Here is a 22,465-nt window from a genome sequence, read left to right on the forward strand (position 1 = left end):
CCCGTGGTGTCACAGCTGGCGCAGCACCTCGGCGAGCACCTTCGCCGACTTCTCCTGCTCGGCGGCATCCAGTTCCGGCGAGAGCGGCAGGCACAGGATGCGGCCCATCCGTTCACGGGTGGCGGCGAAGCCGTCCCGGCTCAGGAAACGCGGGATGTCCTCGGTCGCGAGGTTCCACGGGAAGCCGTCACCGTAGAGGGATCGGCGTCCGGCGAGCACGGGGTGCGCGGGCAGGTCGTACTTGTCCAGGGTCCAGCTGGAGATGCCGGCCTCGGTGACGGCCTTGACGGCGCGGTCGCGCAGTTCGCGGCTCTCGAAGCTTACGCGGATGCTCACCCGGGTCTCGCCTTCACGGCGCGGCAGGACGGTCATGTCGAGCCGCTCACTGATCGCCTCCGCGGCGAACGTGTAGTGCCGCTCCAGACCCTCGAGGATCTCGTCGAGGTGGCGGAACTGCTGGAGCTGGATCGCGGCGACGCCCTCGCTGGTGACGAAGTTCTCGCCGTAGAAGGCCTCTTCGCCCCAGATCGGGTAGCGGCCGGGTATCCGGATGGAGCCGTGGTCGTGGTACGAGCGCATGACCTCGTAGGCCTGCTCGTCATTGGTGGTCAGCAGGCCGCCCTCGCCGGAGGTGAGCACCTTGGCATGGTGGAAGCTGAAGGTGCCCGCGTATCCGACCGTTCCGGCGTGTCGGCCGTCGGGGAAGCGGGCCCCCATGGCCTGGGCGGTGTCCTCAATGACGTACGGGACGTGTGCGGGGATGTCGGCGACCGAGCCCTCCATGTGCGCGACGATGACGCGCTGGGCATCGTCCGGCAGCAGGGAGGTGTCCAGCATCAGCCGTTCGTCGACGTCGACGGGGATCGGGATGAGGCCGCAGGACAGAACGGCACCGGCCACGGCCACGAACGTTACCGCCGGGATGTAGACCACGTCGCCGACCGAAGGCCGGGTCGAGATCAGGGCAAGGCGCAGGGCTTCCGTGCAGTTGTGCACACCGAGTGTCCGCTTCGCGCCGAGGCGCTCGCAGACGGTGCGCTCCAAGGTGACCGCGACCGACTCGGTCTCGGTCTGGTAGCGGAAGAGGATGCCGTTGTCGATGGCCTGACGTAGCTCCCCCATGTCGGACCAGTTGAGGTAATTGGCGCCGAAGGGGAGCATGCGTAGCCCAAGCCGCTTCTCGAGGCTGCTCACAGCGTTCACTTTCCTTAGCTATGCGGGGGGGTCGTCTATACGGGCGCGAGGACCAGTTGGCGGAGCTTGCGGGCGACGCGCTGGGCGCCGCTGAGGTCGTCGTCGCTGTCCGACACCGCCCAGTCGATCCCGGCAGGCACGGTCCACGCGTCGGGGGCGGTACACACCGGCACGGGCACCGCCTTGGTGACCTTGTCGAGCAGGTCCTGCTGTATGTCATCGAGGGCAGGCAGCAGGGTCAGGGGCGCGCCTCTGCCGCGGGCGAGGGTGAGCGCTGCCAGCGTCGGCGTGGCCGTGAACACCCCGCAGCCGGAGTGGAGTTCGTCGAGATCGCAGTCGGCGGTGTCGAGGACCGTGGTGTCGGTCACATCGGCCGCCAGGGCGCGCAGTTCGTCGACGGGGCCGTCGCACACCACCGTGCAGGGGCCCTCCGCGGCCTCGGTCAGCCGTGGCAGCAGCGGCAGCAGCGCCCGGCGTGCGGCGTCGAGCACGTCGGCGGTGCCGGCGGTGCCGGTGCCGAAGGCGACCAGAGCACCCTTGCGCTTGCCGCTCCAGCCGCGGCGGGCCGGCGCGAACGACGCCACGGGCGTGACACCGCGGGACAGGTCCGCCGTGTCCTCGTACCACGTCGGGCGGTGGGCCATGCGCAAGTCGGCCTCCACCGGCACGACCGTGGGCGCGGCGTCCGCGTACAGATGAAGGGCTGGAATGCCCTCGGCCCGCAGGGTCCGGGTCGCCCACGGCTCGTCGACGACGAGCGCGGCTCGGACCGTGTGGGCCGCGATCGCCGCGCGGAGTTGGTCGGGGTCCTCGGCGGTGACGCGGACCACCTCCATCTCCGTGACGTGGTGGGCCGCGCGGCGGGCGGCGGTCTGGGAGTCAAGGGTGCGCCCGGCAACCACGAGGACATTCCAGGGGGACGAATTGGCTGGGGTGTGATGCATCATTCTCCGACCTGTGACGACGCGTCGACTCGGGCTCAGAACTGCCACTCGGGCACGCGGCCCAGACGCGCGACGTCGTCGCTGTATCCGGCGGCGGTGGTGGAGCACCCCGTGCAGACCGTGGGCCCTTGGTCCCGGAAGTAGCCCTGGTGCTTACGGAACCGGGGGCTGTCCAGCCACACGGCGCCGTCGTCCTGGACGACCGGGGCACCGCCCATGACCTCGTCCTCGGAGCGGTGCGGCAGGCAACTGCACCCGAACGCACGGTTGTTCTTCGCGTCGAGGTAGATGACGTCGTCGACCAGGTGACACAGCGGTTCGCTGGCGCGCGGCGTGACGGAGGTGGTGAAGTAGCGCTCCTGCTCCTCGGGGGTGTCGCCGTAGAAGCGGCGCCCGAGGGGGATCAGGTGGGTGGCCGGGTCCGCCTCGTAGATCGGGTCGCAGACCTTGCGGACGTCGTCGGGGTCGGAATAGGCGATGTGCCGGTTCAGCTTGATCGCAGAGAGTTCCCACTGCCGCACGCCGACCTCGGTGAGGATGGTCTGGAGCTGGGGCATCTCCGCGTAGTTGTGCGGCCCGACCACGGTATTGACCCGGGGCAATATGCCCAACTCGGCTGCCATCCGCAGGCCTTGGATTCCGTTCTCGAACATGCCCGGGCTGCGGCGGAAGACGTCGTGGGTCTCGGGCGAGGCGCCGTCGATGCTGACGATGACCTGGGCGAGGCCCGCGGCTTGCAAGGCCTCGATCTTGCGGGGCAGCATCATCCCGTTGGTGATGATGGACATCTTCATGCCGTGGTCGGTGCCGAGGCGCACCAATTCCTCGACGTCGTTGTGCATCAGGGGCTCGCCCCCGGTGAACCGCACATATCCGACGCCGGTCCGCTTCGCCTCGGGAAGGATCGCGGCGAAGTCCTCGACGGAATACCTGAAACGGTCCCGCGAGAGGCCGTATTCACACATGAAACAGTCCGCATTGCACGCTTCGAGAATGCGTATGAAGAGATACCTGTCACGCCCAGTCAAGCGTCTGTCCTCCACAAAAGGGTATAGCGAAGTCAGCCCTGCTGATACTTTGAGAAGCCCACGGCGCGAATGCCGGACAGAACGTGCATCCGAAGACCTATGCACCACACCCCTGAACATCCCCCGTTGATCCGGCGACACTACCCCAAGAATCCAAAGCGATACAAGATCTTGATCTTGACCGGTGCCTCAACTACCCTCCGCCCACTGCCTGGACGGCAGCCCTCCGGTTGGGTGCTTTCGTCGCCTTTATCGCGGCGGGACCGACCGCCGCCTTCGACAAAGGTGTCCGTAAAGACGGCACACAACCGCAGCTGGGCGCAAACTCGGAACGATGAATTCCGGATCTACGCGAACCGGCCGACGGGGTGAAGCTATCCGCATCACCGCGTGAGCTCAAGGGTTGATCACCCTCGGGGTTTCGTCTAACGTGCTTCTGCTCGTGGGCCCCACGGTGAGGCCGAGCGAGCCGGGGACGGGGATCAAGGAATACTTATCTCGGGGGCTTCTTCTCGTTTCCACCCTGCCGCCCCAAACGGAGCTGATTTCGCAACAGAGGCGGTGAATGCGGACCATGCATCGGGTGCTCGTTCCGAAAACACTGGACGAACTCCATTCCGCGCTCTCCCAGGGGGGCCAGGTCGTCGGCGGCGGTGCCGGCATCATGTCGGGGGCGATGCATCCCCGGCCGCCGGCCGTCGCCATCGATCTGAGCGGGCTCGGGCTCGAGGGCATGGACCCGGTCGCGGGCCATGTGGGCGCGATGGTCCGCCTGGCCGCACTGGAGCGCTTCGAGCTCACCGGCCGCAATGCCGTCGCCGCGGCCGTGGCCGCCACGGCCAGCCCCACCGCGCGCCGGCTCATCACCGTAGGCGGGGTACTGGGCGGTCGGCTACACGGCGGCGACCTCACGCCCGCACTTGCCGTGCACGGGGCGTGCGTCCAGGTCCTTACCCGCGACGCACCGCAACTGCGCTGGCTGCCCCTGCTCGACCTGGCGGACCTGGCACGCCCCTTCGCCGTCCTGCGCGTGACGCTCGGGGCGGCCGGCCCCAGCGCGTTCCGGCGTATCGCGGGCCATCAGACGGTGGCGCCGAGCCTGGTCAGCGTGGCCGGGCTGCGCCACCCCAACGGCACCCACACCTTCTGCGTGAGCGCCGCCACCCCACGCGCCGTCCTCGTCGACGCCGAACGCCTGCCCCCTGTCGAGAAGTTCCTCGACGACCACCGCGCCTCAGCCGCGTACCGCAGAGAGATGACCAGCGTCCTCATCTCCCAACTGACCCAGGAACTTGCCGGTCTGGAGGCAGCGTGACCGACTCCCCGTCCACCGACCGCCCCCGCATCGTGGAGGTGGACGGCACACCGACCGAGATCGTGGCGTCCCCCTGGGAGGCCACCGCCTGGTGGCTGCGGGAGCAGGGCCACACCTCCGTCAGGGTCGGGTGCGAGGAAGGCACCTGCGGCGCCTGCGTCGTCCTCGTAGACGGCACAGCCACCCCCTCCTGCCTGCTCCCCGTGGGCCGACTGGCCGACGGGACCCGTATCGCCACGGCGCGTACCCTGCACGCGTGCCCGGAGGGGGCGGCCCTGGTCGACGCGCTGGCCGACGACAGCGTCGTCCAATGCGGCTTCTGCACCCCGGGCATCGTGGCCAGTTGCGTCGCGGCACACCGCGAGGGACTGGATCTGGGCGACGCAGAGGTCGTACGGAACGTGCTCAGCTCACACGTGTGCCGTTGCAGCGGCTACACCGGCCTGGTCAGGGCCATCACGCGGAAAGGTACCGCGGAAGTGTCACAGCAGAAATGAGCAACCATTCATGTCGCCGACCCCCTCAGCCGCCGCGTCCATGACCCGGTCCGACGAGCGGCCGCGTGCCCGAGAGACCCGCGCCAAGGCAGCCGGCGAGGCGTTGTTCGTACTGGACCGCCTACCGCAGGACATTCTGTACGCACGACTGCTGCGGGCCCGCGGCCCGCACGCGAAGGTACGGATCGACCGCGCCCTGCTCGCCTCGATGCCCGGGGTGCTGGCCGTGCTCGGCCCCGAGGAGGACCCCGGTGTACCGCACACGGCCAATCCGCACGGCGGACGCGAGGACATGGCGGTCTTCACCGCCGAGGCCCGGTTCGCGGGGGACGTGGTCGGTGCCGTCGTCGCCCGCAGCCGGGCCGAGGCCCGCGCCGCCGTCGCGGCGGCCGGGGCGGTGGTCGAAGAGCCCCTGCCCGCGGTGCTCGACGTGCGGGCGGCCCGGGCGAACGGTGCCCCGCCGGCCCACCGCGAATTCGCCGACAGCGGCAACCTCCTCGCCGAACTCGCCTTCGGGACCGACGAGGACGACGTCGCGCGGGCGCTCGCCGCCAGCGAGCACGTCTTCGACGAGACCTACCGCACGGACGCCACCGCGCACGCCTTTCTCGAACCGCTCACCTCCGCCGCCGAGTTCGGTCCGGACGGCACCTGCCGCGTGTGGTCGAACACCCAGTGCCCGGTGCTCAGCCGGGACATCCTCGCGCGCATTCTCGGCGTCGCACCGAACGATCTCAGGTACGAACCGGTCGCCATCGGCGGGTCGTTCGGCGGCAAAGAGGAGTTCCTGCTCGACGCCGTCGCCGGCCTGTGCAGCCGGGCCGTGGACGGTCGTGCGGTCGTCGTCGAGACGGATCGCAAGGAGTTGACGGCCATGTTCCGGCTGCGTCATCCCTTCAGCGTGCGCGTGACCACGGGGTGCGACGCGACCGGCAGGATCACGGCCCGCCGCATCCACGCTGTGTCCGAGGGCGGCCCGTACGCCCTGCACAGCCCCGCCGTGCTGGCCAACGGGCTGACGCTCGCCCTGTCGATGTACCCCGTGGACATGGCACGGGCCACCGGTGAGTGCGTCGCCCTCAACCGGACGCCCGGAGGCGCCTATCGCGGCTACGGCGCACCCCAGGTCGTCTTCGCTGTGGAATCACAGCTGAACGAGATGTCCGATGCGCTCGGCATCGACCCCGTCGCGCTGCGGCGGCTCAACTCGCTGCGGCCGGGTGACATCGACCCTGTGCACGGCTGGCGTGCCGAGTCGTACAACGTGCTGCGCTGCCTGGCCGAGGTGGAGGCTCTGCCGCCGCTCGAGCGCCGCACCGACCATCCCCGGTTGCGTCGCGGGCGCGGCATTGCCTGCTTGGCCAACGTCTCGGGCGTCACGGGCGCCGCAGGCGTCGACGAGGCCCGTGCGCGCTGTTCCGTGCGCGCGGGGCGCATTGTCGTCACCACGGCCTGCCCGGATGTCGGGCAGGGCCTGCACTCGCTGCTCGCGACCGTCGCCGCGCAGGAGACCGGTGTGCCCACAGCCCTCGTCGACGTGGAGTTCGACGCACACGGCCAGGACCGCGGGATCTACGCGTCCCGCGGCACCTATCTGAGTGCGAATGCCGCGGCCCTGGCCGCCCGTCAGCTCAAGGCGGGGCTGCCCTCGCACACGCTCGCGCCCGACGCGGCGGCCCTGCCGCCCCTGTGGGACGGGCACACGGCCGAGGCCACCTTCCGAGCCCCCGACAACGCACTGGTCGCCGGGGTACAGGTGGCCGACGTCGAAGTGGACACGGACACCGGGCAGATCAAGGTCCTGAAGGTGACCTCTGTCCACGACGTCGGGCGGCTGATGCAGCCGGACGCCGCGCGGGAGCAGGTCATCGGCGGTGTCGTCCAGGGGCTCGGCAGCACTTTGACGGAAACCCTGCCGTTCGACGGCGACGGCGCCGCCTACGACGCGACACTGCTCGGCCTCGGTGTGCCGGGGGCGGCCTGGCCGGTGGAGGTGGATGCCGTCTTCCCCGAGGAGCCGCATCATCCGGTCGGCCCGCTCGGCGCGAAGGGCCTCGGCGAGTCACCGCTGATCGGCATCGCGGCGGCGGTCTCCGCCGCCGTGCACGACGCGGTCGGGGTCCGGTTGCGCCACACGCCGTTCACACCCGAAAGAACCTGGCGAGCCCTGCGCGACCACCAGCACGAGGACGCACAGGCCTGCGACAGAGCACAGAGAGGAATGACGGCCATGGCGGCACAGCGGCGCAAGCCATTCGGTCTCGTCGTGCACGGCAACCCGTTCGGCTGGGGAAGCATGGGCAAGATCTGCCATGTCCTGGACCGACTGCCCGAGGCACGGTCCGTCCTGCTCGGCAAGAGCCTGGGGCACGAGATCATTCGCGAGGGCGTCCTGGAAGGTTCCTACCCGGGAGTCGAGGACCTGGGCGGGCCGGAGGCGGCCCAGATCGTGGCACGGCACGACATCGACGTCGCACTGGTGGCCAACGACCCCGAGGGCGCCGACCGGTTGGCGTCGCTGGGCATTCCGGTGGTGTTCATGGACAGCCTGCCGTTCCTGTGGACCGCGGCCGATCCCATGCCTGCCAAGGCGGCCGCTTACTGTGCCCAGCGCGCCCTCGAACTGCCGACCGCCGCCAGGGAGGCGCTGCGCAGGGTCGAGCCCGTCGACTGGGTGGGAGCCATCCTGCCCGCCCCCACAACCACGGTGGACCACGATCCGCGCCGGATCGTGATCAACGTCGGTGGCCTGGAGTCGCCGTTCGGCCGCAACCTGGGCGACAGCTATCTGCGGGCGGTGCTGCCACCACTGCTGGATGCCCTCGCACAGCAGCATGCCGACGCCGACATCCATCTGTGCGGCAAGGTCAGTTGGGAGGCACTCAAGGCCCTCGGCATCAGCACCGACCGGCTGACCTCGGTCGGCATCCGGACCGCCGACGAGTTCGACCGCCTGGTGGCCGGCTGCGGGCTCGCCGTCACCTCGCCCGGCCTGACCACCCTGCTGCAGCTTCAGCACCACGGCATGCCCGTGGTCACCTTGCCGCCGCAGAACGTCAGCCAGGTCCTCAACGCCCGCGCCTTTTGGACCGGCCAGCCACAGTCCTGCCACATGGACTGGCCCCAGGGGGTCATCGACTGGGCCCGCTTCTGGGATCTGCGGGATCAGGGCGAGGAAGTCACCGTCCGCTACATGTATGAACGCATCCGCGCCGCCGCCGACGACGTCTCGCTCCACCCGCTGCTCGGCTCGGAGGCCCACACCGCGGTGCGCAGCGGCTCCTCGGGCGCCCCGCAGCCGCTGCTGCTGGAACTGCTCGGGACGGACGGCGCTGCGGAAGTGGCCGACGTGATCCGCGCCCAGGCCGCCGCGCGTGACCGGTCCGTGCGATGAGTCCGAGCCGCCGGATGCGAGCAGGGGCCGGTACGCGGGTACCGGCCCCTGTCGGACCTGTGCGTGATGCCGCACCAGAACCGGCGGGCAAGGCGCTGCTACGCCTCGTGCGCGGGTTCCTCCGCGGCGACGCCGGTGCCGGCCTCCTGCTCGGCGTCGCTCGGCCCGGCCGGATCCGCCAGGCGGTCGCGCACCAGGTGGCCGAGGACGGTCACGGCCAGGGCTGCGCAGGCGGCGGTGGCAAACACGGCGGACGGGCCGAAGGGATCGGCCATCAGGCCGGCGACCTGGCTGCCGGCGGCCATGCCGATGGCGTTGGCCGTCATCACCCAGGTGAACGCCTCGGCCAGCGTCTGCTGCGGCGCGAGCCGGCTGACCAGCATGAACTCCATCGCGGTCAGCGGAGCGATCGAGACGCCGCCGATGGCCAGCGCAACCCCGAGACTCCAGTTGTCCCAGGCGAGAGCGGCGAGGCCGAGGCCTGCGGCGAAGGCGATCAGGCCCCAGGTGAGCTGGTGTTCCACGCGAGCGGTGAACTTGCGCCGCCCGTACCAGACACCGCCCAGCGCACTGCCGACGCCGGAGCAGGCGTACAGCACTCCGGCCGCGCCGGGCGCACCGTACTTCTCGGCGGAGGCCGGGACGGCGAGGTTGAACATGCCGAGGGCGAAGGTGCAGCCCGCGAGAACCACGAACAGCAGGATCAGCGGACGCGAGCGCAGCGGCCCCGCCCAGTCCCGCTTGACCGCCCCGGTGACGCCCAGTTCCTTGCCTGCCTTCGTCCAGGCCAGACCCACCGCGCCCACACAGGCGATCACCGCGCCGATCAGGATGGCAGTGCCCGCCGACAAGCAGGCGATCAGCACGCTGAGCAGCAGCGGCCCGCAGATGACGAACACCTCGGCGAGCACGGCCTCCATGGCGTAGGCAGCCCGGCGCTCGGCCTCGTCGGTCAGCCATGTGCCCCACAGCGCCCGGATCGCACCGCTGACCGGAGGGATCGCGCCACCGGAGAGCAGCGCCCACACCAGTGCCGCGCCCACATGATCCGGAACGCTGTGGACGAGTCCTGCCAGCAGCGCCGGGAAGAGCAGGCCGGTGACTGGCAGGACGACCCGTTGGCCGCGCCGGTCGACCTCGCGCGCGATGAGCGGGCCGAACAGCGCGCCCCCGACGGTGTAGGCGCCGAGCACGAGACCGGCGGTGCCGTAACTGCCGGTGCGGTCGGCGACGTAGAGGACCATGCCGAGACTGACGAGGTACAGGGGCATCCGGCCGAGGGCGCCCCACACCACGGGGGCCCGCACGTCCGGGTTGCGGAAGAAGGCCATGAACCCCACCTTCTCCGTTCCCGTCTCCGCTGTGCTCATGATGCGGCCGACACCTCGAATTCGAATCGGTCGAGAATGTACTGCATGCGCGCGGCGGTCTCCTCGACGCTCTCGCCTTCCACGTGCAGATATCCGGAGGAGGCGTTCGACGCACGGCGCGGATCGACCCTGTCACCGGTCTTGAACTTGAGCTGTCCTCCCACCACACCGGGCATCCGCTTCAATTCGTCCAGGCCGGTCATCCGGGTAATCGTCCCCGCGCGCACCGGCAGCAGCAGATCACCGACACAGCGCTTCTGCGTGTACTCGAGTTCCGGGAAACGACCGAGGTAGGTGTCCAGCGTCACGGCGAACACGTCAAAGCCGTGCGAGAGCCCATGGTTCGTAGGTATCTCGCATCCGGCGATCCTTGCCCCAATTTCACTCATGTGGTAGGAGCCGTCCTCCGAGAGGAAGAACTCCATATGCAGATAACCGTGGTCGATACGCATTCCGTCGACCAGCTTCTGCGTCAATTCCTTGACATCCACCGGCAGCGTCGACGGATCAACGATCGTGACATTCGCATTCATCGACCCGGATACCGTCTCAAGCAGCGCGGCAGGCGTCCACGACGGCCAGGCGTCGAGAACCACTCCTCGCGCCACCACGGCACAGAGTTGATACTCCTTGCCGGTCAGGAATTTCTCGACCATCCATTCCCGCTGGTCGAGTGCCGGCAGCTCCTCCAATTGCTCGGGACCGTCAATCTTGTAGGTGTCGATCGATGCGAAAGAGTCGACCGGCTTGACGATGAGCGGCCATCCATGCGTATCCGCGAAGGCCCTGATCTCCTCGACCGTCGCCACCTCGCGGTACTCAGCACAGGGGATGCCGAGCTCCTGGAAGCGCTCCTTCATCTGCGGTTTTCTCCGCACCATGGTCACCTGCTCGGTGTCCAGGTGAGGCAGGCCCACCAGGCCCGCGAAGCGCTGCGACACCTCCTGGAGAGGCTCGTGCGGATTACAGAAGAAACGGGGCTGCACCTCGCGCGACGCAACCCATTCCCGGTAGTGGTCCGCCGCCGACTCCAAGGTCTCACCGGCTCGCACCACAAAGGTCGGAAACCGCTCTGTGCGCGCCACGTACGATTGTGGCAGGGCGTTCGACCACGGCTCAAAGCGGAGCAGAATTACATCTATGTCCGGGCGCTCCATGACATAGTCCGTGAAGCTACCCGGACGGTCATCCACGAGCAGCAGACATGGTCGTTCGACGTCAGGCACGACCATCCCCCCTCCATATTCCACCGTCGTCGACGGTTTTCGCGAGATCTCTCACAGTCTGCACGACTCCCGAAGGATTGTCACCCGTGAACCGACCCCACTTCTCCCGACATAAAAGAGGGGCGAATCCGGGCATCCCACCCCCGGCGGACCGAACCTGCTCTCCGTCGGAAGTCAAGGCTTGCTCTTGAGATTTGCACACCGTATCTTGAGCGTCGCTTCCGCTGCTACCCCGGAGGCGCAGTCAGTGATCCGGCCGCCGGGAGTGTCACAGTCAATTTTCGCTGGGGGATCGAAAATGCCGCAACTCTCTTCTGTTATCATTTACAGCCTTTCCATGGCCGAGGTCGATCAGATCGAGGCACTGATATCAGAACTGCTCGCCGATGGAGCAGAACCCGCGTCCCATGAGTTCAACGATGATGTCTGGCGGCACATCGGCGCCTTGCCCGAAGGGCTGCGCGGATTCCTTCAGGAGTTCCGTCGCTCCGAGCCGGCCGCGGCCTGCGTCGTCGAGGGCCTGCCCGTCTTCGACGACGAAGTCGGCCCGACCCCGCTGCACTGGCGGGACGCCGCGGCAAGCACCACCACCCGACGCGAGGAGTGCTACCTCGCACTGCTCACGGGTTGCCTCGGTGACGTCTTCGGCTGGTCGACCCTGCAGGCGGGGCGCCTGCTGCACAACGTTCTGCCCATCCCGGGCGAGGAGGAGCAGCAGAGCGGCCACGGCAGCGACGTACTGCTCGAGTGGCACACGGAAGACGGGTTCCACCCCTACCGCTGCGACTATCTGGGCCTGTTCGGGGTGCGTAACCACGACAAGGTGCCGACCACCTTCGCCTCGATCCGGGACACCCGGATCAGCGACGACGACCGCGCTCTCCTCTTCGAGAAGCGGTTCCTGATCCTTCCCGACGAGGAGCACCTGCGGCAGCTGGCAGAGACCGACCCCACCTCGACGGGCCTGCGCAGGCTGCGGGCCATGCGGGAGGAGCCGGAGCCGGTGGCCGTCCTGTTCGGCGCGCAGGACGACCCCTACCTGCGTATCGACCCCTTCTTCATGACGTGCCTCGAGGGTGACGCCGAGGCCGAAGCGGCGCTGAAGCGGCTGATCGCCGAGCTCGAGAGGGTGCAGCAGGACATCACCGTGACCGCCGGAACCATGCTGTTCATCGACAACTACCGTGCCGTGCACGGCCGCAAGGCGTTCGTCTCGCGTTACGACGGTACGGACCGGTGGCTGAAGAAGTCGGTCTCCACCCGCGATCTACGCCGCTCCAGCGACATGCGGACCTCCACGCACACCCGCATCATCGCATGAGCTCCCGGGGCCTGACCCCGGCCCTGACCGGCCCCCCGTCACCTGACCCGACGCCACTGTGAGGCTTGCACCGTGCTGCTCGACTGGACCACTTGGCACAACGGCTGGACCGCGCCAGGCTCCACCGCCGACGCGATCTTTCGAGGACTACTCGCCCTGGTTGTGCTGCTTGCCGCCTTCGAGCCCATCAAGGAGCTGGACACGAGTGTCAGTTGGCGGGCAGACACCCTCGGGGCACGCCTGGGGACCCGGTGTGTCACCCCCGGGGCGCGTATCGCCCTGTCCGCGCTGCTCGTCGTGGCAGCCGCCCTGTTCACCGCGGACCTGCTCAGCGTCGTCGCGCTCGTGGTGATCGCGGCGGTCTTCACCCTCCTCGCGGTGGTCTACCTCTCACAGGAGTTCGCCGGGTACGTCACCGAAGAGGACGACGGGACCAAGAAGTTCAAGGTCCACCACCACTTGCACCTGACGGGCATGGCCGTGCTCGCGGCTTCCGCGGCCGGCGTCGCGGCCGTGGTGGCCGGACACGCCGACGAGCCGCGCACGGTGACGCTGTGGATCGCCCAGGGCGTATGGGCGGCCATCGGCGCGCACTACGTCGTCTCCGCTGTCTCCAAGGTCCGCAAGCGGGGCCTACGTTGGCCGGACCGCAGACTCTTCCCGTTCTACATCACCTTGTTCGCCCACTACCGGCGGGGCGACGGCAAGCTCGTCGAGGAGAAGGGCCTGCCCTGGACCCTGGTGCGCAACCCCGACTGGGGCGTCGTACTGCTGTGGACAGCACTGCTGATGGAGTTCAGCACTCCGCTGGTCCTGCTCGGCTACGGTCCGCGCCTGGTCCTCTGCGCCTGCCTGGTGATCTTCCACCTGAGCACCCTGTGGCTACTCGCCGTCGACTTCCGCGAGAACGCCATGCTGGCCGCCCTGGCCGCCCTGCCCCTGCCCTCTCTGGGCGGCTCGCTGGGTGAACTGCACCTGGACCCGCTGCCCTGGGCGGTCTTCGCGGTGTGCGTCGTCCTCTCCTTCGCCTTCGACGATCGGGTCTTCCCCTTCTCGAACCTGCCCATGTTCGCCGCCGCGTACAAGCCCATCTCGGTCATCACCCTGCGCTCGCTCGACGGCACCGTCCGCTACGCCACCCCCACCTACGCCCACTGCCCCACCACAGGGCTGTCACGGGAGTACGCCGCCGCGCATTCCGAGAGCGACGGCCTGGAGGCCTTCTTGAACCGGGTACGGGAGCGGACAGCCCGCCAGGACCCTCCCCTCCCCTCCGACGCAGCCCTATGGGCCGAGGTCATCGATGTGACACCGGCCGGCCATGTCGTGACCTCACCCTCCCTGGTGGCCCACCTCCGTCCGTCGGACCACTCCGACGCAGGACCGCACGCCCAGTGAGTCCTCCCGTGCAGAGCGCCGTACCACCGCCCTGGCCAGGCAGTCCTTCGCCGATCCCGGCGCCCTCGCCAAGGCCACCGAGCTGGCCACCACTCAGCTCAACGCTCATGCCAGACCGTGGATTCGGGGCCGTCCGGCTCCACCCGCCCGCACCAGAAGACGCCGCTACGTGTACATGCTTGAGGGACGCGGCCGCCTCCCGGTTCACTGCCTTCCGATGACGGCCTGTTCGAACCAGACGGTCTTGCGGTGCCCGGTGGCGCTGGCGCCCCACTCGCGGGCCAGCCGGCTGACCACGCGCAGTCCGCGGCCCGACTCGTCGTACGGTCCGGTACTGAGCATCGCGGGCAGGCCCGGTTCGTCGTCCGTGACCTCGAAGAGCAGGGCGTCGGTGCGGACCACCCGCAGTCCGATCCGGCCGCCCGAGCCGTGCTGGACGGCGTTGGTGACGACCTCGCTGACCAGCAGCTGCGCCGTCTCCACCGTCTGCGGCAGACCCCACTCCAGCAGCTGGTCGTGGACCAGGCGCCGGGCCCGGGCCACCTCCTGCGGGGCGGCGTCGAGGTGCCACTCGGCGACGTGGTCGTCGGGGATGCCGTTGAGCCGGGCCATGAGCAGGGCGACGTCGTCCTTGCGGCCGCCGCGGGTGTTGAGGGCGCGGATGATGGTGTCGCAGGCGACGTCCATGGAGGCCGCGGGGTGGGCTGCGGACTCGCAGAGCGCGGCGAGGCCCTCGCCGATGTCGGAGCCGCGCACCTCGACCAGTCCGTCGGTGCACAGCACCAGCCGGTCGCCGGGCTTGACGCGGACGACGGTGGACTCGAACGCGACACCGCCGACCCCTATGGGAGCGCCGGTGGGCAGGTCGAGCAGTTCGCTGCGGCCGTCCTCGGCGCGCACCAGGACGGGCGGGATGTGTCCCGCGTTGGCGAGGTGCAGTTCGCCGCGGATCGGGTCGTAGACCGCGTACAGGCAGGTGGCGAGGTAGTTCTCGCCGAGTCGCCGGGCCAGGTCGTCCAGGTTGCGCAGCAGTTGGGCCGGCGGAGTCTCCATGGTGGCCATGGTCTGTACGGCCGTACGCAACTGGCCCATCATGGCGGCCGAGTTGAGGCCGTGGCCCATGACGTCGCCGACCACGAGGGCGGTGCGCGAGCCGGGCAGCTTGATGGTGTCGAACCAGTCGCCGCCGATCCGGCCGAGCCGGGTGCCGGGCAGATAGCGGGTCGCCACGTCACAGCCGGCCATCCGCGGGGTCACCTGCGGCAGCATGCTGTCCTGGAGGGTGTCGGCGACGTTCTCCTGGTACGTGTACATGCGGGCGTTGTCGAGCACGAGGCCGGCGCGGGCGGCGAGTTCGGCGCCGGTGGTGCGGTCCATGTCGTCGAACGCCGGGCGGTCGGGGCGGCGCATGAGCACCATGAAGCCGAGCACGACGTTGCGCGCCTTGAGCGGCACGATGAGCAGGGAGCGGTGGGTGATGAGCGGCCTGAGGTCGCGCTTCTCGAACTCGCCGGAGATGCGGTTGGACAGCTCCTCGGTGACCCTCGGGATGAGGACCGGTTCGCCCGTGACCATGCACTTGTAGAACGGGGTGTGTTCGGGGAAGGCGAAGGCCTCGCCGACCGGCACGGTGTCGTCCCAGCGGCCCGGTTCGTCGTTGTGCTCGACCCACACCCGGAACATCACGGTGCTGGCGTCCGGCGGGCCGTCCGGGAAGCCCTCGCCGGCCAGGACGGCGGCGCGCAGGTGGGTGCCGGCGAAGTCCGCGAAGCGCGGTACGGCGGCACTGGTGACCTCGCGGATCGTCTCGCCGAGGTCGAGCGAGGTGCCGATGCCGGAGCTGACCTCGTTGAGGAACTCCAGCCGCTCGCGCACGGCGGCGTACTCGAGGTCGTACTCGGCTCCGGTGGGGATCACGGGCGCGGTGCGCTGCTGCGGTACGACGGCTTCGACGGGGCCGCGGCCGGGGCGGCGCGGGACTCCCCAGTACGGGGTGACGGGCACCCGGTCGTACTGGCTGAACTCCAGGACGGGGTAGCCGAGTTCGAGGACCTGGGAGACGATGCGGCCGCTGAGTTCCGGGCCCATGTTGGGCAGGATCTCGGGGAGCCGGCGTTCCAGGTCCTCGGAGGCGGGCAGCTCGGTGTGACGGGCGAAGCCGGGCGAGATGCGTTCGGCGGTCTCGTCGTCGTAGCCGCGCTCGTCGCGCAGCCGGGTGGCGTCGGCGGCGAGGACCAGCAGCCGGGACGGTCCCGGGCCGATCAGCGGGTAGGCCCACCAGAGCACGTCGATGCGGGTCCGGTCGCCCTCGTCCGGGCACAGACGGGCGCGGCCCGCGGTCGCGTAGCCGGTGCGACCGTCGAGGGAGGACTCCAGGTCGGGGCCAAGCCCGTCGTGCGCCTGATGGAGACCGTAGGTGTCCGGCAGCGCGTCGTCGGGGAGGTCGTCGGAGAGTGCACCGGAGACGGGGAGCAGGTCGACTGCGGGACGCCCGATCGCGTCCTCCCGGTCCACGCCGAACAGGCGGCGCGCGCCGCTGCTCCAGTGGGACACCAAGCCGTCGCGGTCGACGACGACCACGCCCAGCGGAACCCGGCCCGCGGCCGCGTCGCCGGCGCCGCGGCCGGGAGGTACGTCCCGCTCGCTGCCACGGTCCATGGCCCAGGCCCTCTCTCCCCACGGCTGTTCGCAAACGATCTGTGCCGCCCGCCACTACGGTACGGCGGCGGCCGGTCGCGATGTGTGGCAATCCTGGAATTTGTTTCACCGGATCGCCCCGGCGCGCAGCTCAGCGCCCTGCGGGCGCGCAGCTCAGTCCTCGTGGCCGAGTTGCAGGTCACGTTCGGTGCGGCCGCCGCGCGCGACCTGCAGGACGGTTGCGACTGGTGGGTAACCTGCGGCGATGACGGTGTACTCGCCGGAGGACAGGTCCACGAACCGGAACGAACCGTCCGCTGCGGTGGTGAGGGTGTCCACGACGTTGCCCGCGGCGTCCAGCAGCGTCACCCGGGCGTCCTCCACGGGGCGGCCGCCGTTCGTCCGGACGGTGCCCTTCAGGACGGCGCCGCCCGCGAGTTCGATGTCCTGCCGGGTCTCCCGGGCGGCCTGGACGGTGACCGGGAGGGCGGCTGGGCGGAAGGCGGGGGCGCTGGCGGCGAGGGTGTACTCCCCGGCGACCAGTTCGGTGATGACGTAACCGCCCTCGCGGCCGCTGCGGGTGGCCGCGACGACCTCGCCGTGCACGTTGGTGAGGGTGACGGTGGCGTCCCGGACGGCGCTGCCGTCGGCGGTGAGCACGCTGCCCGCGAGGCGTCCGGCGCCGCCGAGCACGACGTCGAGTTCGACGGGCCGCTCGCCGACGGTCACGGAGACGGCCTGCGGCTGGTGGCCGCCCGCGGCGGCGATGAGCACGTACGAGCCGGAGCCGGGGGTGGCGAGCGCGTACCGTCCGTCCTCGCCGCTCGCGCCCCGCCCGATCTGCTGTCCGGAGACGTCGATGAGGGTGAGCGCCGCGCGGGGCACCACGGTCCCGTCGGGGTGCTGCACCGTGCCGCACACCGGGATTCCGGCGGTGTGCGGCGAACGGGCCTGTGGGATGGGGGCGTTCACGGCGGGGGGCTCCGTCTCGGTGGCGTTGTGGGACACCAGCGGTTTCTCCTTGAGGAAGAAGGCGATGAGCAGGCCGAGGACGAGCACCGGGACCAGGTAGAGGAAGATCCGGGGCATCGCGTCGGCGTAGGCGCGGATGTAGGCGTCGCGCAGGGCCGGTGGCAGCGCGTGGACGAGCTGCGGGGTGAGCGACTCGGGGTCGGGCAGCCGGGCGCCCGCGCGTGGGGGCAGTTCCCGGTGCAGGGCGTCGGCGAGCCGGTCCGCGAAGAGGGTGCCGAAGACCGCGGCGCCGACGCTGCCGCCGATCTGCCGGAAGTAGGTGTTGGCGCTGGTTGCGGTGCCGAGGTCGGCGGGGCGCACGGAGTTCTGCACGGCGAGGACGAGGACCGGCATCACCAGGCCGATGCCGGCGCCGAGGACGGCCATCCAGATGCTGTAGTGCAGCCGGGGTGTGCCGGTCTCCAGACGGGACAGCAGCCACATGCCGACTGCGGAGATGACGCAGCCGAGGAGCGGGAAGAGTCTGTAGCGGCCGGTGAGGGTGATGAGCTGCCCGCCGATGACGGAGGCGCCGACGATGCCGGCCATCATGGGCAGCATGAGCAGCCCGGACTCGGTGGCGCTGGCCCTGTCGACCATCTGCAGGAAGGTCGGCAGATAGCTGGCCGCGCCGAACAGGGCGACGCCGATCACCAGGCCGACCAGACCGGTGACATTGAAGACGGAGTCCCGGAACAGCCTGAGCGGGATGAGGGGTTCGGCGGCGAAGTGCTCGGCGACGAGGAAGAGGACGGTGGCGGCGAGGGCGCCCGCGCCGAGGCCGAGGATCTCCCGGGAGTCCCAGGCGTACTCGGTGCCGCCCCAACTGGTCAGCAGCACCAGGCAGGTGGAGGCCGCGGCGAGCAGCAGCGCCCCGAGCACGTCGAGCCGGGCGCGGACCCGCGGCCTGGGCAGCTTGAGGACGACGGTGACGACGGCCAGGGTGACCACGCCGAAGGGGACGTTGACGTAGAAGCACCAGCGCCAGGAGAGATGGTCGGTGAAGTAGCCGCCGAGGAGCGGTCCGGCGACGGAGGCGAGGCCGAAGACCGCGCCGATCAGGCCCATGTAGCGGCCGCGCTGCCGGGACGGCACGATGTCGGCGATGATCGCCTGGACGCCGATCATGAGCCCGCCGGCGCCCACGCCCTGGAGGGCGCGGAAGGCGATCAGCTGGTCCATGCTCTGCGCGCGCCCGGCGAGCGCGGAGCCGACGACGAAGACCAGGATGGCGAACTGGAAGACGCCCTTGCGGCCGACGAGGTCGCCCAGCTTGCCGTACACGGGCAGGCCGATGGTGGAGGTGAGCAGATAGGCGGTGATCGCCCAGGACATCCGGTCCAGGCCGTGCAGCTCGCCGACGATCTTCGGCAGCGCGGTGGCGACGATCATCTGGTCCAGCGCGGCGAGGAGCAGGGCGAGCATGAGCCCGAAGAAGACCAACCGCACCCGGCGCGCGCCGAGTCCGGCGGCCGGGGCGGAGGTCGGAGGTTCGTCGGCGGTCTCCGCCGGGGCCGGTGTCGCGGCCGGCTCGTGCTGCACCAGAGTCGTCCCGCCCACGTACGGCTCCCCTCGTCGCGCCTGTCACACATTTCCCGCGTAAGGCGACAACTGCGAACAAGTACGGCGAGTTACGGTGCAATCCCGGACGGGACAGAGATCCACTCGAACCGGTGAGGGGGCGCAACGCCGGGCGCAACACCCCTTCACCGGCGGGAGTTTGGCCCTACTTCTCCACCTGGGCGGCGAGGTTGGCGAGGATCGCGTCGTAGATGCGGCCGAGGCCCTTGGGCGCGAAGGTCTTCTCGAAGAAGCCGCCGATGCCGCCGGCGCCCTTCCAGGTGGTGGTGACGACGACCCGGGAGCTGCCCTCGCCGGCCGGGGTGACGCGCCAGGTGGTGACCATGGAGGAGTTGCGGTCCTTCTCGACGAGTTCACCGTCGCTGGGCTCGCTGACCTCCAGGAGGCAGTCGCGGACACGCTTGCTGGTGGCCTGGAGCTTCCAGTGGACGAGGGTGCCCTCGCCGTCGCCGCCCTCGCGCACCTCGTACTCGCTGAAGTGCTCGGGCAGCAGCTGCTGCCGCGTGCCGCTGTAGTCGGCGAGCGCGTCGAACACCTGCTCCGCGTTCGCCGCGACGACCCGCTCCGTGGTGGCTTCGACCTGCGCCATTGCGTTCCTCCAGGACCTGGTTTCTCGGGGTTGGAGCAAGCCAACCACCCCGGCGCCCGGCCACCCAAATCGGGGTCGCACGATCATGGGAACGTATGTTCTATTCTGTGCGCGAGCGCTACCTAGGAGGCGTCATGCGCTGGGAGAACCTCACCGTGGACTCCGGGGAGTCCGGCGGTCACGGCCGGGCCGCCGATGCCGCGCTGTTCGGCGCGGACGCCGTCGTCACCCGCACCTTCGACACGCCGGAGTTCCGCGGGATCACCTTCCACGAGGTGCGAGCCCGCTCGGTCCTGAACCGGGTGCCGGGCGCCTCGCGCATGCCGTTCGAATGGACGGTGAACCCCTACCGTGGCTGCACGCACGCGTGCGTGTACTGCTTCGCCCGCAAGACGCACAGCTACCTGGACCTCGACACGGGGATCGGCTTCGACACCCAGATCGTGGTGAAGGTGAACGCGCCCGAGGTGCTGCGCCGCCAGCTGGCCTCGCGCCGCTGGCAGGGCGACCACGTGGCGATGGGTACCAACGTCGACTGCTACCAGCGCGCCGAGGGCCGCTACCGGCTGATGCCGGGCATCATCTCGGCGCTCACCGAGCACGCGAACCCGTTCTCGATCCTGACCAAGGGCACGCTGATCCTGCGCGACCTGGAGCTGCTGACCCGGGCGGCCCGGGTGACGGACGTCGGCATCTCGGTCTCCGTGGGCTTCACCGACACCGAGCTGTGGCGCACGGTGGAGCCGGGCACACCGGCGCCCGAGCGCCGCCTGGACGTGGTCCGCACCCTCGGCGAGCACGGCATCGGCTGCGGGGTGCTGATGGCCCCGGTCGTCCCGTTCCTGAGCGATCACCCGGCCCAACTGCGGGACACCGTGCGGGCGATCGCGGCGGCCGGGGCCACCTCGGTCACTCCGCTCGTGCTGCATCTGCGGCCGGGCGCCCGGGAGTGGTTCATGGCCTGGCTCGGCCGGCACCACCCGCACCTGGTGCGCCGCTACGAGCGGCTGTACGCGGAGGGCGCCTACGCGCCCAAGTGGTACCAGCGCCGGATCACGCGTCAGGTGCACGAGCTGGCACAGGAGTACGGCATCGGGCCCTCGCGCGCGGGCATGGCCCGGCGGATCCGGCCGGCCGAGGCCCCGCCGGCCGCCGAGCCTCCAGCCGTGTCCGAGCCGACCCAACTCACCCTTCTTTGAGCGCGTTGGAGGGCATCCCTCGACCCAATTGGGTCAACTATTGACATAGTAGGTTCTTCAGGGCGCTCTCTTCGGGACGATGCGGCGAGAACCGTGAGCCTCGCGGTTCGCATCACCCTCCGTCCCGGGAGGACCCATGAGGACACGCGCAGCGATGCTGTGCGCAGCCGCCGCCGTGGCGGCGGGCTCGGTCACGGCCGTGCCCGCGCAGGCGGCCCCCACCGCTCCGGCGGCGAAGCTCACCTGGAAGACCTGCGGCACCAGCGACTACCCCACGCTCCAGTGCACGTCCCTGAAGGTGCCACTGGACCACACGCACCCGTCCGGCACGCAGATCACCCTCGCCCTGTCCCGCGTCCCGCACACCGCGGCGACGTCCCAGGGCCCGCTGCTGGTCAACCCCGGCGGCCCCGGCGGCAGCGGTCTGACCCTCGCCGGGTTCGTCGCGTCCGCGCTGCCCAGGAGCGTGGCGGCGCAGTACGACGTCATCGGCTTCGACCCGCGCGGAGTGGGCCGCAGCACCCCGGCCCTCGACTGCTCACCCCGCCACTTCAGGACGGTGCGTCCCGACACCGTGCCCGCCACGGCCGCGCTGGAGCAGAAGAACCTGCAGCGCGCGCAGTCCTTCGCCGCCGCCTGCGGTCGCAGGTACGCGAGCGTCCTGCCGTACATCAACACCGTCGAAGCGGTCCAGGACATGGACTCGGTCCGGCAGGCCCTGGGCGCGCAGAAGATCAGCTACTTCGGCTACTCCTACGGCACCTACCTGGGCGCGGTCTACGCCAAGCTCTTCCCCGACCGGGTCCGCCGACTGGTGCTGGACTCCATCGTGAACCCGACCGGCATCTGGTACGAGGACAACCTCGGCCAGGACTACGCCTTCGACGACCGCCACCGGGCGCTGATGGCGTGGATCGCCAGGTACGACTCCACGTACCGGCTCGGCAAGGACCCCGCGAAGGTCGAGGCCGCGTGGTACGCGATGCGCAAGGCCCTGGCGAACAAGCCGGCCGGCGGCAAGGTCGGCGCCTCCGAACTGGAGGACACCTTCATCCCCGGTGGCTACTACAACGGGTACTGGCCCTACCTCGCCCAGGCGTTCTCGGCCTACGTCCGCGACAAGAACGCCGAGCCGCTGGTGGAGGCGTACCAGCACTTCGCCGCCGTGGACGCCTCGGGCGACAACGGCTACAGCGTCTACACGGCGGTGCAGTGCCGTGACGCCTCCTGGCCGCACTCGTGGAACCGCTGGCGGACGGACACCTGGGGGGTGTACGCGAAGGCACCCTTCATGGCCTGGAACAACGCCTGGTACAACGCACCCTGCGCGTACTGGCCGGCCGGCACCCTGAAGCGGGTGAACATCGCCAACGGCAAACTGCCGCCGACACTGCTGTTCCAGGCGACGGACGACGCGGCGACCCCGTATCCCGGCGGTGTGACGGCCCACCACCTGCTGGCCCGCTCCAGCCTGGTGGTCGAGGACGGCGGCGGCAACCACGGCATCACGCTGAGCGGCAACAGCTGCCTGGACAAGTACCTGTCCGACTATCTGACGAGCGGCAAGGTCCCGCACGGCACCGGCACGGCCGACGCGGTGTGCCGGAAGTCCCCGGACCCGAAGCCGCTCAAGGCGAAGGCGGCCTCGACGTCGTCGCGCGGCTCGACCCTGCACGGCCTGCTGGGCCTCCGCCGCTGAACGGCTCCTGACGGCCCGTCGGGGGCATGGCGGGAGGTGTTGTCGGACCCGTGGTCCACCAT

General features: G+C 69.9%; 15 protein-coding genes. 7 read left to right on the forward strand and 8 right to left on the reverse strand.

The window, feature by feature from the left end:
* Positions 1–9: 9 nt before the first annotated feature.
* The 3 genes from ACIF83_RS36720 to blsE all read right to left on the reverse strand — a co-directional run bounded on the left by ACIF83_RS36720 (position 10) and on the right by blsE (position 3,181).
* The gene (locus tag ACIF83_RS36720; protein ID WP_393481402.1) at positions 10–1,194 is read right to left on the reverse strand and encodes a DegT/DnrJ/EryC1/StrS family aminotransferase; all 1,185 of its coding nucleotides are present in this window, start codon (positions 1,192–1,194) and stop codon (positions 10–12) included.
* Positions 1,195–1,229: 35 nt separating this feature from the next.
* Positions 1,230–2,096 (reverse strand): CGA synthase-related protein, encoded by an 867-nt coding sequence (gene blsF / locus ACIF83_RS36725; protein WP_393481404.1) that lies wholly within the window; start codon positions 2,094–2,096, stop codon positions 1,230–1,232.
* A gap of 77 nt (positions 2,097–2,173) precedes the next feature.
* Complete coding sequence (gene blsE / locus ACIF83_RS36730; protein WP_393481407.1) at positions 2,174–3,181, reverse strand: cytosylglucuronate decarboxylase; 1,008 nt, start codon at positions 3,179–3,181, stop codon at positions 2,174–2,176.
* Between the two features lie 568 nt (positions 3,182–3,749).
* Here blsE and ACIF83_RS36735 point away from each other — a divergent pair.
* The 3 genes from ACIF83_RS36735 to ACIF83_RS36745 are packed head-to-tail and all read left to right on the forward strand — an operon-like array spanning position 3,750 to position 8,372.
* On the forward strand, positions 3,750–4,481 hold the full coding sequence (locus ACIF83_RS36735; protein WP_399733706.1) for an FAD binding domain-containing protein: 732 nt from the start codon (positions 3,750–3,752) through the stop codon (positions 4,479–4,481).
* Entirely contained in the window at positions 4,478–4,978 is a 501-nt protein-coding gene (locus ACIF83_RS36740) for a (2Fe-2S)-binding protein (RefSeq protein WP_393481412.1), read from the forward strand. Before ACIF83_RS36735 ends, ACIF83_RS36740 begins: the two co-directional genes overlap by 4 nt.
* Before the next feature lie 10 nt (positions 4,979–4,988).
* Entirely contained in the window at positions 4,989–8,372 is a 3,384-nt protein-coding gene (locus tag ACIF83_RS36745; RefSeq protein WP_399733710.1) for a molybdopterin cofactor-binding domain-containing protein, read from the forward strand.
* 98 nt (positions 8,373–8,470) lie between these two features.
* Here ACIF83_RS36745 and ACIF83_RS36750 read toward each other — a convergent pair whose 3' ends face one another.
* Together ACIF83_RS36750 and ACIF83_RS36755 are read right to left on the reverse strand one after the other, a co-directional pair.
* On the reverse strand, positions 8,471–9,742 hold the full coding sequence (locus ACIF83_RS36750; protein ID WP_398140290.1) for an MFS transporter: 1,272 nt from the start codon (positions 9,740–9,742) through the stop codon (positions 8,471–8,473).
* The gene (locus tag ACIF83_RS36755) at positions 9,739–10,968 is read right to left on the reverse strand and encodes an ATP-dependent carboxylate-amine ligase (protein ID WP_398140291.1); all 1,230 of its coding nucleotides are present in this window, start codon (positions 10,966–10,968) and stop codon (positions 9,739–9,741) included. The genes ACIF83_RS36750 and ACIF83_RS36755 overlap by 4 nt, the downstream gene beginning before the upstream one ends.
* 337 nt (positions 10,969–11,305) lie before the next feature.
* Here ACIF83_RS36755 and gntD point away from each other — a divergent pair, with 337 nt between their 5' ends.
* Together gntD and ACIF83_RS36765 are read left to right on the forward strand one after the other, a co-directional pair.
* Positions 11,306–12,289, forward strand: coding sequence for a guanitoxin biosynthesis L-enduracididine beta-hydroxylase GntD (gene gntD / locus ACIF83_RS36760; RefSeq protein ID WP_393481424.1), 984 nt, complete (start codon positions 11,306–11,308; stop codon positions 12,287–12,289).
* A 72-nt stretch (positions 12,290–12,361) separates the two neighbouring features.
* Positions 12,362–13,687: a hypothetical protein gene (locus tag ACIF83_RS36765; RefSeq protein ID WP_393481427.1), complete on the forward strand. Its 1,326-nt coding sequence runs from the start codon at positions 12,362–12,364 to the stop codon at positions 13,685–13,687.
* Positions 13,688–13,891: 204 nt separating this feature from the next.
* Here ACIF83_RS36765 and ACIF83_RS36770 read toward each other — a convergent pair whose 3' ends face one another.
* From ACIF83_RS36770 to ACIF83_RS36780, 3 genes are all read right to left on the reverse strand, one after another.
* Positions 13,892–16,345 carry a SpoIIE family protein phosphatase gene (locus ACIF83_RS36770; RefSeq protein WP_399733715.1) on the reverse strand — a complete coding sequence of 818 codons (2,454 nt, stop codon included), beginning with the start codon at positions 16,343–16,345 and terminating at the stop codon, positions 13,892–13,894.
* 153 nt (positions 16,346–16,498) lie between these two features.
* Complete coding sequence (locus ACIF83_RS36775; RefSeq protein ID WP_399733718.1) at positions 16,499–18,895, reverse strand: MFS transporter; 2,397 nt, start codon at positions 18,893–18,895, stop codon at positions 16,499–16,501.
* A 166-nt stretch (positions 18,896–19,061) separates the two neighbouring features.
* The gene (locus ACIF83_RS36780; protein WP_393481436.1) at positions 19,062–19,505 is read right to left on the reverse strand and encodes an SRPBCC family protein; all 444 of its coding nucleotides are present in this window, start codon (positions 19,503–19,505) and stop codon (positions 19,062–19,064) included.
* A 134-nt stretch (positions 19,506–19,639) separates the two neighbouring features.
* Between ACIF83_RS36780 and ACIF83_RS36785 the strand changes: the two genes are divergently transcribed.
* Positions 19,640–20,704, forward strand: a complete 1,065-nt coding sequence (locus ACIF83_RS36785) for an Rv2578c family radical SAM protein (protein ID WP_393481439.1) — start codon at positions 19,640–19,642, stop codon at positions 20,702–20,704.
* A 136-nt stretch (positions 20,705–20,840) separates the two neighbouring features.
* Positions 20,841–22,403, forward strand: coding sequence for an alpha/beta hydrolase (locus ACIF83_RS36790; RefSeq protein ID WP_399733722.1), 1,563 nt, complete (start codon positions 20,841–20,843; stop codon positions 22,401–22,403).
* Positions 22,404–22,465 lie beyond the last annotated feature (62 nt).

Source organism: Streptomyces sp. NPDC085866 (assembly GCF_044541035.1).
Classification (GTDB): domain Bacteria; phylum Actinomycetota; class Actinomycetes; order Streptomycetales; family Streptomycetaceae; genus Streptomyces.